Genomic DNA, 13,444 nt, shown 5'->3' on the forward strand with positions numbered 1-13,444 from the left:
CGATCACATCCGGCTCTCGACGGGACGCATGCCAACACCGATCCGCCTTCGAACTTGGTCGACTACGTTGAGCGTATCGACGGCCCTCTCCGTGTCGCGGGTCTGTCGGTACAGATCGGCGGCGAGCTCCAGGTTCTCCAGGGCTTCGATGTTGCAGCCCTGCTGGAGAAGTGCGAACGCGAGATTCTCCAGCTCGCTGGCCAGACCGTGATCGTCCTTGCCCTCGAGGAATGCCTCCAGGGCAAGGGTGTGCAGCCGCACAGCCTTGTTCCACCTGCCCTGCTTCTGGCGTACGAGGGCCATGTTGCCCAAGGCCATCGCCTCACCGCGGCGGTCTCGCAGTTGACGGAAGGTAGTCAGTGCCTCCTGCTGCGCGGTGAGAGCAGCTTCGAACTCTCCGGCAGCGGTCAGGGTGCCGGAGAGGTTGGACAGTTCTACCGATCTCTCATGGGGTGTGAGCAGGCCGTCGGCCAGGTCGAGTGCGCGTTTGTGCAGCTCGATCGCCTGCTCGGCCTTCCCGTCGTCGCGCGTCGCCTTGGCGAGGCTGCCCAGGGCCTGGGCGTAAGCGCGCAGGTCGCCCTGTTTCCGGAAGATCTTCGCGGCCTTCCGGAGGGAGTGGGCAGCCTCCTCCGTGCGTCCCAGCTCGGTCAGTGTCTCGCCGGTGTTGCTTAGTGCCCGCGCCACGCCGATCCGGTCACCGGTGCGCTTGAACAGCTGCGCAGCTTCGGTGTGGGATGCCACCGCCTGTTCGAACCGGCGCTGCTCATGGAGCGAGAGCCCGAGGTTGTTCAGCGCACTGGCCAGGGCTTGGCGCTCCTGCAACCCCTTGCAGATCTTGATGGCCTTGTGGTGCGCGCGAACAGATCTGCGCAGCTTGCGCTTGTCCCGGAGCACCACACCGAGGGCACTCAGCAGAGATGCCTCGTGAAAACGGTCCTTGCGCCGTCGACACGACCGGATGCCCGCGGACAGCACCCGCCCGGCATCCTCGAGGTAGCGCGTCTCCATCAGGATTTTCGACACAGGCACTGCCAGGGCCACACACACCAGATCGTCGCCGGCGTCGTGAGCCCAGAGGGTCGCTGCGACCAGGGTGTGCCGCTCGGCCTCCAGCCACTGCAGTGCCTCGGCTCGGTCTGTGAAGGCGGACTCTGCTGCGGGACGCGTCCTCGCGGGGTGGAAGAGGCTTTCACACGCGAGGGTGGTCATTCTGTGGAAGTGGGCGAGCAGACGCATGAGGGCCTTGCCCCAGGCGCCGTCGTCCGAGACGAGCTGCTCCCGGGCGTAGAGGCGCACGAGACTGTGCTGCTGCCAGCGGCCATACGGATCTCTCGGCTCGACCATGTGCCTGCGGGCCAGGTCCAGCAGAAGCCGTTCGGTTTTCCTGAGGTTCTCGCCGGACAACTCGGCAGTGGCCTCGGTGGAGAAGTCCGGTCCGGGATGCAGGGATATCAGCCGGAAGAGCTTGGCCTGCTCTTTGGTGAGCCTTCGGTAGGACAGTTCGAAGGCCGCGGTTACGGCGCGTTTCTCCCGGCTCAGTACGGAGAGCCTGGAGTGCGCGTCCGCGAGGTCTCGGCGGAGGTGGGACAGGGGCCGGGACGGCACGTCCACGAGGAGGGACGCCAGGATGCGCAGGGCCAGTGGCAGCCCGCCGCACAGCGCGACAAGTCGGCCGGCCTCACTCGCCTCGTCCGCCATCCGCGAGTCGTCGGGCAGAGCGGTGCGGAGGGCGTCGCCCAGCAGCTCTCGTCCCTCGTCGGCGGGCAGCTCCCGCAGGGTCAGCGCCAGAGCGTCCAGGTCCGCCAGGGAGTGCCGTGAGGACACGAGCGTGGCCGTGCTTCCGTCGCTCGGCAAGAGATGGCGGACATGGCGGGTGGCCGGTACGTCGTCTAGGACGACCAAGACCCGTCGCCCGGCAGCGGCCAGTGCGCCAAGTGCAGAACGGTAGACGAGCACGCGTTCCTCCAACCCGGGAGGAATGTGTTCCGGGGGGATGCCAAGTGCTCGCAGGAGGGTGCCGAGCGCCCGCTTCGGCGTCACCCTGCGCTCCGCGTCGTAGCCGTGGAGATCGACGAAGAGGACTCCACCGGGGAACCAGGTTTGGTCATGAAGCGCTCGGTGGGCTGCCTGCAGTACGAGTTCGGTTTTGCCCGTCCCGGCGAGCCCGGTGACCATTACGGTGCCCTCTGCCTCGTTCGCCTCGCCCGGCGTCGCCGGTGCCAAGGCCGCGAGGATCTGAGCGAGTTCGTTGTGGCGCCCCGCGAAGGTCGCAGACCGTCGGGGAAGTCCGGCGAGTGCGGGGTCCGGACGGTTTGGGAGAGTCAGGGTGACGGTTTGCCCCTGGACGACGAGGCTGAATAGGACTCCTCCGCTGATGTGGTTCTCGGTCCCGTCGGTCATTCGCAGGCCTCCTGGTGCCGCGCGAGAGCCCTGTTGAAGGCGATCACCTCAGCGGTGGTGAACCCGCTCCTGGTTTCCTCGGTGACCACGTACCCAACCTCGCGCCAGGCGTGGAAGAACGCGGGGTCGACGCCCATCTCGGCTGCGCGCTCCGCCATGCGCCGCAGCATGTCGTCGAAGTCTTTCTTGGTGATGCGGGTTGGTTTGTCGGCATCGAGATCGAAGAACAGCGGATCGTCCGGTGCTGGCTCGCGGCCGAACTTGTCCCGGAAGGCATTAATTTGGCTTTCCAAGGCCTCCTTCAACTCCTTCCCCTGCGGAGTGTTGGTCGAGATCCAGATCTCGGAACTGCCGTCCGCGTTCCAGATGCGCTCGACGGGACGGTCGGACCGGCGGCGTCCGGCGGCCGTACTGCCGGACGCCTTACTGATCTTCTGCCGCACCGTCTCGCGCACGGACTCACGTCGCTCGGCCCATCGCTCGTCCGGCTCCTTCCGTTGGCTGTCCGTCTCCTCGGCGCGGTCCGTCTCCTCGATGTCGAGATCGGCTGCATTGCTGCGAGCGGCGGCACTCAGGTGCATCCGGGTGCGCATGCCCACCCAGTCCAGTAGATCCGGGGTGATCGCTTGATCCCGTGTTGACACCTCGGGAATGCCCAGCCCGAAGGCCAGGCGCGGTAGAGCGAGACCTGGAGAGCTGGTCCAGATCAGGGCATCTGAGGGGAAAGGCTCAGTGAACGCGGGGACGGCGAAGAGATGCCCGAGGGTTTCGGCGACGGACAACTCCAGCTCGGGGGCGACAAGGAGGATGTCGAGCACCGGCACCAACGGCGACGCCTCGTCCAGGGAAACAGCCCATGCCCAGGCATGTTCGCCCATGTCCTCCAGAAGCTCGCCCGGCTTCGTCATCAGCGCCGCGTACAAGGCGGGAAGTAACACCCCGGAGTCATCTTCGACTGGCAGACCCATGTCATGGAACCGGCGCAGCCCGTCACGGAGAACTGCCTGAGGACTGTCATCGGCCCATGGTTCCTCCCCGTCTTCCCAAAACCGCCGTACGCGCTTCTTCACATCCTCCGGGGGGTCGGGGAGCCGCAGATCCAGAGACGGACCAAGGGCCGCGCGACAGTCCTGGAGGGCCACCTCGGGCAGCAGTCGCCGGGGCAGTTGGCGTTGGTCGAGCCCGGCCGCCTCGAGTCGCCCGGTGAGCGCCAGCATCAGTTCCACGTCGTCTACGGGGAGCCCCAGCTCCTCACTCACCGAGACGGCCTCGCGTATGAAGTGCTGGACTCCTTTGCCGTGCACGGTGCCGCGCAAGAGACGCAGCCACGCGTCGCGTGCGTTGGCGAACTCGAGCTCGTCACGGAACCCCTTGGGCCAGGCCGTTCCCAGGAAGAGGATGTCCAAGGGGTCGATCTCCTGGTGCCAGTCCGGATCGGTTCCTTCCTGCTGCGCGAGTCCCAGCGCCGCGTAACCCCACGCGTAGGCACCGGCCAGGCTGATCTTCCCTGGTGTGTTCGAGCGCAGAAGCCGCCCCAGGGCTTCCTCGCCGCGCGCTCGCGGGTCACCACCGTCCATGACGTCGACCGAGCTGGCTTTCCGCGCCCGCTGTTCCTGCTTCTTCCTCGATGCTTTGCCCACATCGCCCTCCCGGCACAAGGATGGCGCACCGCACCGGACTTGACTGCGGTATCCCTGGACCTCGGCTAGCGGCCGAGAGATCCATGATTTCGAGGGCGAAGGGCGGGTTGGGCAAGTCTCGCCGAAGGATGTGCGGGCGCTCAGGTGCGCGCGCCAGGTCCGATGAACCGGGTGGCGCCCCGTCCTGTCCTACTGGATGTCTATTCATTCCAATGAGTGGTGGGAATTCAGATTTACGGCCGCGGACCCGAAGAATGGCGATCCCCGCAGGTCACTGCCCCAGGTCACCGCCCAGGGAGAGCCACCGTTGTCCGGACCCGGTCACATCCACAGCCATGCCCCGCCGCACGCGCCTCCGCCGGCCTCACCGACTGTTCCGCTGCCCGTCGTGTCCCAGCCGTCCACCACGCTCGGATACGCACTCTTCGCCACCCGCTGGCTGCAGGCTCCGCTGTACTTCGGGCTGGTGGCCGCGCAGGGCGTGTACGTCTACAAGTTCTTCAACGAGCTGTGGAATTTAATTCTCCGGTGCGTGACCGGTCAGGCGAACGAGACGTACGTCATGCTCGCCGTGCTGAAGCTGGTGGACGTCGTCATGATCGCGAACCTGCTGATCATGGTGATCGTCGGGGGGTACGAGACCTTCGTCTCCCGCATCGGTCTCCAGGGCCACCGTGACCAGCCGGAATGGCTCTCGCACGTCAACTCCAACGTCCTGAAGGTGAAGCTCGCCACCGCCATCGTGGGCATCTCCTCCGTCCATCTGCTCCAGATGTTCGTGGACGTGCACCACACCTCGCAGCACGCGCTGCTGTGGGGGACGGTGATCCACATGGCCTTCATCGCCTCGGCGGCGATCCTGGCGTACATGTCGGGGCCGATGGCGGAGCACGGGGACCGCTCGCACAAGGGGCACGGGCCGGTGCAGGGGCAGGGCGGAGCCGACGGTGGCTACTCCGTCTCGGCGTCCGTCCCGGCCGAGTTCTCGACCTCGGCGGCGGCCATGCGTGCCCCGGCCATGGTCCCGAGCCCGGTCCCGGTATCGGTCCCGATTCCGGCCCAGTCGACCGGCTCGTACCTGTCCTCGTCCGAGCCCTACGACGCCTACGACCCCTACGAAACGGGGGCCGAGACCCGGATCCGTGCGGCCCGTTTTCCGTCGCGGAAGCAGTTGGAGGAGTTCGACGAGGATCATCCACGGGACTTCGACCGGGAGGTGCTGGCCCGGCTCGGCAAGCTGGACTTCGTGGCCGCGCGGCGGAACGTGGTCTTCGTGGGGCCGCCCGGCACTGGCAAGACGCATCTCGCCGTGGGCCTCGGTGTGCGGGCCTGCCAGGCGGGGCACCAGGTGCTGTTCGCGACCGCCGCGCAGTGGGCCGCGAGGCTGTCGGAGGCGCGGGCGGCCGGGCGGCTCGCCGAGGAGCTGGCCGCGCTGGACGCCCACCCGCTGCTGATCGTGGACGAGGTCGGCTACACCCCGTTCGACGCGGACACCGCCCACCTCTTCTTCCAGCTCGTCGCGCACCGCTACGAGCGGTCCTCGCTGATCGTGACCGGCGACCGCCCGCTCGGCCGCTGGGACGAGATCTTCGGCGGCGCCGCCCCCGCGATGGTCGACCGCCTCGCGCACCACGCGGAGATCGTCCGCCTCGAAGGGGACAGCTACCGGATGCGCCGGGCTACTTCAGCGTGGGCAGAGTGATGTTGTTGACCAGCGGTCCCTCGACGCTGACCCCCTCGGTGACGAGCGGTTCGACGGCGGCGACCGGGATGGGCAGCGGCAGCGCGGGCTGCGCGGCGGCGGCCTGCGGGGCGAGCACGCCGACGATCGCGGCCGAGGCGAGGAGCGCGGCGGTGGCGGCGGTACGGATCGCGGCACGGCGCGCGGTGTCGGTCGCTGTACGGGTCCGGAGCGTGGAACGCATGGGGTTTCTGAAGCCTTTCTGATGCTGCTGAGCGGGGGTGGGGGCCCTCGGAGGGGACGGGCCGGACTCGGATGCCGAGTCCGGCCCGCGGGGCGTACTGGGTGTGCGGGGGCGCCTCAGAGGGTCAGGCCCCCGCCGAGATCGATACCGATCGCGGCGGCCTGTGACGCGAGTGCGCCGAGCAGCGCGGCGGTACCGATCAGAACGGTGGCGACACGGCGAGCAGTGCGCATGGGACTACCTCCTGGTTGCGCGATCAGGCCGGTGCCTGATCAGGACGTCCAGTGGCTGCCCCGCGACTCGCGCCGCGATGCGGGAGGTCCTCGAAGGTCCCTCATGGGTGGGAAGCGCCCGGCGTGGCGTGCATGAACCGCCGCGTACACCCGGACGAGTGAGACGGGGTGGACCTCCGGCCGGGGGGGCGGGGTGCGGTTTCCGGCCGGGACGGCCTCAAGCGTGCCCCAGCTCTGCCCCAGGCCCGCTTCAGCTCCTGCCCCGGGCCCGTCTCAGGCCTGCTCGTCCGCCAGTTCCGCGACGCCCGTCACCCGGTGCAGCGGATAGGTGCGGACCTCGTCCGCGGTGTGGTCGTACGCCGTCACGAAGCCGCCCTCCACCTTGATCGGGGCGATGACGCGCTGGCTGGCGGAGCCCTCGGCGTTCACGTACCCGATCCAGAGGGTGTCGCCGGTGAGGACGGCGGCCTGCATGGTGGCGAGGGTCTCGGCGGAGGTGGTGCGCGGGAGCGTGCCGTTGCGGCCGGGAGCGGCGGCGGTGGGCTTGTGCGGGGTCGTGGAGGCCAGGTCGCCCGCGCGGATGGCCCGGATCGCGGCGCCCAGCAGGGTGGTGTCGGGGGACGGCGGACCGTCCGGGACCGGCTCGGGCGCCGTGCGCGGGGGCGTGCGATGGGCGTGCGCGCGGGTGATCAGTACGTCGCCCTCGGCGGACTCGGCGGCCGGGGCGAAGCCCATCGAGCGCAGCCCTTCGAGCAGCGTCGCCGGGTCGGCCTGCGCGGCCAGCACCGTGGGCGCGAGGCGGCGCAGACGCAGCCCCTGGGAGCGCTTGTCGGCGATGATCTCGTTCAGCAGGGCGTCGTCGTCGCAGCGGACGTACGCCGACGCCGAGCCGATCCGCAGATGGCCGTGTCTGCGCGCCACGTCGTCGATCAGGTAGGTGAGCGGCTGCGGAACCGGCGTACGGGAGTGCTCGGAGAGGAAGGCGTGCAGGTCCGAGGCCGAGCGGCCCGCGTCAAGGGCCCGGCGGACGGAGCCCGGTGTGAAGCGGTACACCGTCGCCCCGCCCTTCGACTCCACGTCCGCCAGGACGTCCAGCGTGTCCGCCAGCGGCCGTTGCAGCGGGCCCGGGGCCACCGCCGTCAGGTCCGCCTGGAGCAGGACGTGGTCGAGGGGCTCGGGGAGCAGGGGCGCGAGCAGCTTGCCGGCGCGGGAGGCGGCGGAGGCCAGCTCGGCGGCCGAGCGGGGCTGCGGAGGGGGCGCGGGGTGGTGCCTGTGGTGGTGGACGGGGAGCTTGTCTCCCGGGCCGGCGGCCGTCTCCGTCTCAGGGGCGGGTGCGCTCGATGCGGCCCCGATCAGCGCCCGCCCGTGCGCCGACAGCGCCCCCCGCCCGGTGATCCCCAGCGACTCGGCCTCGGACAGCGTCCAGCGGGCGAGCCGGGCCCGCAGGTCGTCCGAGGAGGCGGCCCCGCGCAGCGCGCGCTCCCAGTGGAGGCGGGCGACGAGGGAGTCGGGGGAGGCGGAGGCGCCTTCGGGGAGCGCGGCGAGGAGCGTGAGGACGCGGTGGCGGACCTCGGGGGCGGCCGAGCGGTCGAGGCCCGGGCCCAGCGCCGCGAGGGTGCGCTCCTTGGTGTCCCGGCCGCCGATCACGCCCGCCGTGCGGGTGGCGGACAGCCAGGCCGTGGCCAGCCGTGTCCAGCGTTCGGCCGCCGGGAGCTCCAGCCACTCGTCGTACGCCGGGGTCGCCGCGTATCTCTCGTCGGCCTCGCCGTCCGACGCCAACAGGCCTGCCGCGTAGGCGAGTTCGACCCAGAACGCGGCGACCGGCTCCGGCACGTCCAGGGCCACGGCGGTGCGCTTGAGGTCCCGTACGCTCAGGCCGCCCGCGCGCAGGACGGTCGGACCGCCCTCGTCCCAGTCCTTCAGCAGCTCCTCGATGGTCGCGAGCGAGGTGTACGCCTGGCCGGCCGCCGTCGTGTCCACAACCTGTGGACGGTGCGTGGCGGCGGGCTCGACCGCCGGTGGCAGGGGCCGGGTGTCGCGATGGGCGCGGCCCGCCCGGAGATGGAGGGCGACCTCACGGGGCAGTACGACCGTGCCGGGCGCCGTCGGCAGCAGCAGGCCGCGGTCCAGGAGCCAGCGCAGACGCGAGGCGGGATCGGCGGTCACCTGGCCGTAGGGCGGGCCCCAGACCAGCCGGGACAGGACGTCCAGGGAGTCCGGCGGGGCCGCGGCGAGCAGCTCCGCCATCCGGGCGCGGTCGGTGAACAGGCCGGTCAGGGACGCCACCGCCGACACCGCGTCGTGTGTCGTGGGCAGCCCCGCCGCCGTGAGGATCTCCTGGATCCGGCCCGGGGACATGCCCGAGGTGGCCTCCGCGACCGTCGGGCCGAGGCCCGTCGGGGACGGGTGCTGCGGCGAGGGCGCGAGCAGTTCGCGGGCCGTGCGGACCAGGCGGAGCCGGTCGTCCGGGCCCCACACCAGGGCCTGTTCGCGCAGGGCGGCCAGGGCGTGCGGGAACGCCCCGACGACAGCGGGGTCGTTCTCGTCGCCCGCCAGCAGTGCCAGGAGCGTCTCGCGGTCCGCCGGCTCCGGGGCCACGGCCAGGGCTTCCGCCGTCTGGAGCGTGAACCGGTCCAGGCGCTCCAGGGCGCGGACCACCGAGGCGCGGGTGCCGGCCCGGGTGGCGAGCTGCGTGAGGTCGGTGGGGACGGGCGTGATGAGGTCCGGGCGGGCGCGCAGGAGCGCGGCGAGGGAACCGTCCTCCTTCGCGCGGAGCGCCTCCGCGAGGGACCGCGGGGCCACCTGCTTCTCATCGCTGCTCATCCGCTCAACGGTAGCGGGTGGCGGGCCCGCCAGGGGCCGTGTGCCAGGGCTTCGACGAGTGGGTCGCCGAGCGGGTCGCCGTCATCAGCGCCGCACTCCCTCCGGAAGTCCTCCGCGGCGTTCCCCCGTGAAGGCGGGAACCCGCACCCGCGCGAGCCGACCTGACCCGCGTCCGTGCCCACCCCCCTGCGCTAACGTCGTCCCACGGGGTATTCGACGCACCCGCCCCGGAGGGGACTTCGTGGGTATCGAGAGCGACCAGGTCGTCTACGAGTATCTGAGCCGTGTCGGAGACGTGGCCCAGCAACGGCAGCTGCCGTCGGGCGTCCGCATGCGCCTGGTCTCGGAGCTGCGCAACGAGATCGACCGGCGCCGGGCCAAGGCGACCGTCGACAGTCCGGCCGCGGTCCGCCGCATCCTCGAACGGCTCGGCACCCCCGAGTCGGTCGTCGCCGCAGCGAACGCCGACACCGGCGGAGGCGAGGGCCCGGCCGAACCCCGCGCGGCCGTCCCCACCCAGCGCGCCCAGGAACCCGAGCCGCGGTCCAAGCGCCTGCGCCGGGTCGTCCCCAGGCCGCGCCCCTCAGAGCCGGACGTCCCCGCGACGGCCGACTCCGCGCCCTCGCCGCCGCACCTCGCGAGCACGGAGGAACTCGGGTCGGGGCAGCCCGACTGGTGGCGGGTGGAGAGCAGCCCGTTCGGGTCGGTGGACAGCGTGCCCGGGTTCACGGGCGGCATCGAGATCCCCGAACTGCTCAAGCCGCCGCCCCGGAAGACGGACGAGACGGACGAGCCCGACCCGAAGCCCGCCGCGCCCGTCGTACCCGCGGCCCCCGTCGAGGCGGCCGAGGCGGACACGGAGGCCGGAAAGAAGACCCGCCGTTTCGTCCCCCGGCTGCGCCCCGTCGGCGGCGGCTGGACGAACCCCCTGCTGCTGCTCGCCGCGGCCCTGCTCGTCGCCGGCGCCGTCATCGGCAACCTCGTCATGCTCGGCCTCGGCTGGCTCATCGCCTACCTCTCACGCCGCCTCAGCCCCACCGAGTCGAAGTGGGCCGTCCTCGGCCTCCCCGGCCTGGTCGTCACCGCGGGCGTCGTCTGGCTCTGGGGCCGTACGGAAGGCCGCTGGGGCACACCCATCGCGGACGGCCACATGAACGACGCGGTCGCCGAGACCTGGCCCTGGGTCCTGCGCGGCGCCGCCGTCGCTTCGGCGCTGTACCTGGTGTGGAGGTCGCAGCGGTCCAGATAGCGGCGGTCTAGGTAGCCGTGCCCGAAGCGGCGGCGCCCGAGGCGGTGCCTTCCTGGGCCTTCCGGTCTGTGTGGGCCTTCTGGCCTTCCTGGGCCGGGACTTGCGCATCGCCGCCCCGCCACGGAGCGCCGGGCACCACCAGCGGCGACCCCGTCACCGGATCCGGCACGACCACGCACTCCAGCCCGAAGACCTCCCGTACGAGATCGGCCGTGACGATCTCCGACGGTGGCCCGGAGGCGACGATCTGCCCCTCCTTCATGGCGACGAGGTGGTCGGCGTAGCGGGCGGCCTGGTTGAGGTCGTGCAGGACGACCACGACCGTGCGGCCGCGGTCATGGTTCAACTGCCTTACCAGGTCCAGGACTTCCACCTGGTGCGCGATGTCGAGGTACGTCGTCGGCTCGTCCAGGAGCAGCAGCTCGGTCTCCTGCGCGAGCGCCATCGCGATCCAGACCCGCTGCCGCTGCCCGCCCGACAGCTCGTCCACGGGCCGCTCGGCCAGCGAGGCCACGTCCGTACGCTCCATCGCCTCGGTCACGGCCCGCTCGTCCGCCTCCGACCACTGCTGCCACCAGCTCTGGTGCGGCTGCCGGCCCCGCGAGACGAGGTCCGCGACGGTGATCGCCTCGGGTGCGACCGGCGTCTGCGGCAGCAGCCCGATCTGCTGGGCGATCCGCTTGGTGGGCAGCTTGGCGAGCGAGGTCCCGTCCAGGAGCACGGCCCCGCCCTTCGGCTTCAGCAGCCGCCCGAGTGCGCGCAAAGTGGTCGATTTGCCGCAGGCGTTGGGCCCGACGACGACCGTCACCCGCCCGTCCGGGATCGCGAGATCCAGCTCGCGCACCACCGTGCGGTCCTCGTACGCGAGCGTCAGCTCACGCGCCGACAGCCTGCTCATGCCCTGCCCCTCGTGCCCCTTGGCCATGTCCTGCCTCACGCCTTGCCACCAGAACGGACGGTACGGCTCCGGACGATGAGCCAGATCAGATACGGCGCCCCCACGGCCGCCGTGAACACCCCGACCGGCACCTCGGTCGGCGAGAACAGCTTCCGCCCCAGCAGATCGGCCAGTACGACGATGACGGCACCCAGGAGCGCCGAGCACACGAGCGGGATCTGCGCGGTCCGGGTCATCCGCCGGGCGATCTGCGGAGCCAGCAGCGCCACGAAGTCGACGGGCCCCGCCGCCCCGGTCGCCACCGACGCGAGGACGACCCCGAGTACCACCAGCCCCAGCCGCACCCGGTTCAGCCGCACACCGAGCGCCGTCGCCGTGTCGTCGTCCAGGCCGACGGTCCGCTGCGCCCGGGCCGCCCACGCGACGGCCGGTACGAGGACCAGCAGCGTCCAGCCGAGGGGCGCGGCCTCCGCCCAGCCACGGCCGTTCAGCGAGCCCGTCATCCAGATCTGCGCCTGCTGCGCGACCAGATAGTCGCCCTTCGTCATGAAGAGCGTGGTCACCGAGCGCAGCGCGATCGCGAACCCGATCCCGATGAGCACGAACCGCGTCGCGTGCAGCCCGCCGCGCCAGGCGAAGACGTACACGAGCGCGGCGGCCAACAGCCCGCCCACGACGGACAGATACGGCAGGACCGTGTACGACGTCACCCCGAACGTCATCGCGCCCACCGTCAGCGCGCTCGCGCCCTGGCTGATCCCGATGATGTCCGGGCTGGCGAGCGGATTGCGGGCGACGGTCTGGATCAGCCCGCCCGCGACCCCGAAGGCCGCCCCGACGAGCAGCCCGACCACCAGCCGGGGCGCCCGCAGCGTCCCGACCACCAGCTCGTCCGCCGACGGCCGCCCCGCCAGGACCTTCAGCACCTCACCGGGCGCGACGAAGCTCTCGCCGACACAGAGGTACGCGAGACAGGCCGCCGCGAGCAGCACGGCGAGGCCCGCGCCCACGGCGACCGCGCGCCGGTGCAGCAGGAAGGTGGCCCGCCGGGCGCGGAGCACGGAGTATCCGGCGGAGGCGGTGGTGGTCGCCCTTGAAGCGGTGGAGGTCGCGGTCTTCGCGGCTGTCGGGCTGGTCGTCACGCCGGTACCGCCTTCCTGCGGACGAGCCCGACCAGGAACGGCACCCCGATCAGCGCCGTCATCACACCCGCCGGGACCTCGCTCGGCGGGAACAGCACCCGGCCGACGGTGTCCGAGACGAGCAGCATGGTCGGGCCGAGGAGCGCGGCGAGCGGCAGCACCCACCGGTGGGCGGGCCCCACGATCGCGCGGGCGATGTGCGGCACGGCCAGCCCGATGAAGGCGAGGGGCCCGGCCGCGGCGACCCCGACCCCGGTGAGGACGGTGGCCCCGAGCCCGCCGACGATCCGTACCGTCGCGACCCGCTGCCCCAGCCCCTGCGCGACGTCCTCGCCGAGCGCGAGCGCGTCGAGCCCGCGAGCGACCGACAGTACGAGCACGGCCCCGGCCAGCAGGAACGGCCACACCTGCCCGACGATCTCCGCGTCCCGCCCGGCCAGCGAGCCCACCTGCCAGAAGCGGAACTCGTCCAGCGCGGACGCCTTGGTGGTGAGCACGGCCGTGGTGACCGACACGAGCAGCGCGTTGATCGCGGCGCCGCCGAGCGCGAGCTTCACCGGCGTCGCGCCGCCGCGCCCGCTCGACGCGATCGCGTACACCGCGACCGACGCGATGGCCGCACCCGCGAAGGCGAACCACACATACCCCGTGAGCGTGTGGATCCCCGCGAACGCGATGGCGAGCACGACCCCGACCGAGGCGCCCTGGCTGATGCCGAGGATGCCGGGGTCGGCGATGGGGTTGCGGGTGATCCCTTGGAGGACTGTGCCCGCGAGCGCGAGTCCCGCGCCGACCATCAGGCCGATGAGGGTACGGGGGACGCGCAGGCCGCGTACGACTTCGGCGTCGTCGCTGTGGCCGCCGTTCAGCAGTGCGTCCAGGACGGCGGACGGGGGGATGGCGCGGGCGCCCACGGCCAGGCTGAACAGGATCGCCAGCAGCAGTGCGATGACGGCTGCCGCGAGGGCGACGGCGCGTCTGGCTTGCATGGGCTGGTGCTCCGGGAGTACGTGGCTGATGGCTGGCTGGTTTGGTAAGGCTTGGCTGAGTCTATGTGGCGGTTGTGGGTCGTCGGCTGCGGGTGGGTGGGGGCTGGTCGCGCCCACGCGGCGGAGCCGCAAGTGTCTGCAGCCC

General features: G+C 71.4%; 9 protein-coding genes. 2 read left to right on the forward strand and 7 right to left on the reverse strand.

The genetic code is table 11. The features are described from left to right. Positions 1-3 precede the first annotated feature (3 nt). Entirely contained in the window at positions 4-2,400 is a 2,397-nt protein-coding gene (locus ACN20J_RS27765; protein WP_419667038.1) for a tetratricopeptide repeat protein, read from the reverse strand. Next, on the reverse strand, positions 2,397-4,040 hold the full coding sequence (locus ACN20J_RS27770) for a hypothetical protein (RefSeq protein ID WP_419667039.1): 1,644 nt from the start codon (positions 4,038-4,040) through the stop codon (positions 2,397-2,399). Before ACN20J_RS27770 ends, ACN20J_RS27765 begins: the two co-directional genes overlap by 4 nt. 388 nt (positions 4,041-4,428) lie before the next feature. On the opposite strand from ACN20J_RS27770, the gene istB reads away from it, so the two are divergent. Next, on the forward strand, positions 4,429-5,742 hold the full coding sequence (gene istB / locus ACN20J_RS27775) for an IS21-like element helper ATPase IstB (protein WP_246575149.1): 1,314 nt from the start codon (positions 4,429-4,431) through the stop codon (positions 5,740-5,742). Here the strand turns inward: istB and ACN20J_RS27780 are convergent. Beyond that, positions 5,720-5,965: a hypothetical protein gene (locus tag ACN20J_RS27780; RefSeq protein ID WP_419667040.1), complete on the reverse strand. Its 246-nt coding sequence runs from the start codon at positions 5,963-5,965 to the stop codon at positions 5,720-5,722. The two genes, istB and ACN20J_RS27780, sit on opposite strands and share 23 nt — an antisense overlap. A gap of 506 nt (positions 5,966-6,471) precedes the next feature. Next, positions 6,472-9,021 (reverse strand): helicase-associated domain-containing protein, encoded by a 2,550-nt coding sequence (locus ACN20J_RS27785; RefSeq protein WP_361997928.1) that lies wholly within the window; start codon positions 9,019-9,021, stop codon positions 6,472-6,474. Positions 9,022-9,262: 241 nt separating this feature from the next. Here ACN20J_RS27785 and ACN20J_RS27790 point away from each other — a divergent pair, with 241 nt between their 5' ends. Continuing rightward, on the forward strand, positions 9,263-10,270 hold the full coding sequence (locus ACN20J_RS27790; protein WP_419667041.1) for a hypothetical protein: 1,008 nt from the start codon (positions 9,263-9,265) through the stop codon (positions 10,268-10,270). 7 nt (positions 10,271-10,277) lie between these two features. Here the strand turns inward: ACN20J_RS27790 and ACN20J_RS27795 are convergent, their stop codons facing one another. The 3 genes from ACN20J_RS27795 to ACN20J_RS27805 form a co-directional block, all read right to left on the reverse strand. Next, positions 10,278-11,168 (reverse strand): ABC transporter ATP-binding protein, encoded by an 891-nt coding sequence (locus tag ACN20J_RS27795; protein WP_419668966.1) that lies wholly within the window; start codon positions 11,166-11,168, stop codon positions 10,278-10,280. 35 nt (positions 11,169-11,203) lie between these two features. Beyond that, on the reverse strand, positions 11,204-12,229 hold the full coding sequence (locus ACN20J_RS27800; RefSeq protein ID WP_361918447.1) for a FecCD family ABC transporter permease: 1,026 nt from the start codon (positions 12,227-12,229) through the stop codon (positions 11,204-11,206). A 77-nt stretch (positions 12,230-12,306) separates the two neighbouring features. Further along, the gene (locus ACN20J_RS27805; protein WP_189836856.1) at positions 12,307-13,299 is read right to left on the reverse strand and encodes a FecCD family ABC transporter permease; all 993 of its coding nucleotides are present in this window, start codon (positions 13,297-13,299) and stop codon (positions 12,307-12,309) included. Between the last annotated feature and the right edge of the window lie 145 nt (positions 13,300-13,444).

It is taken from the genome of Streptomyces sp. 2-1, assembly GCF_048564895.1.
Taxonomy (GTDB): domain Bacteria; phylum Actinomycetota; class Actinomycetes; order Streptomycetales; family Streptomycetaceae; genus Streptomyces; species Streptomyces phaeochromogenes.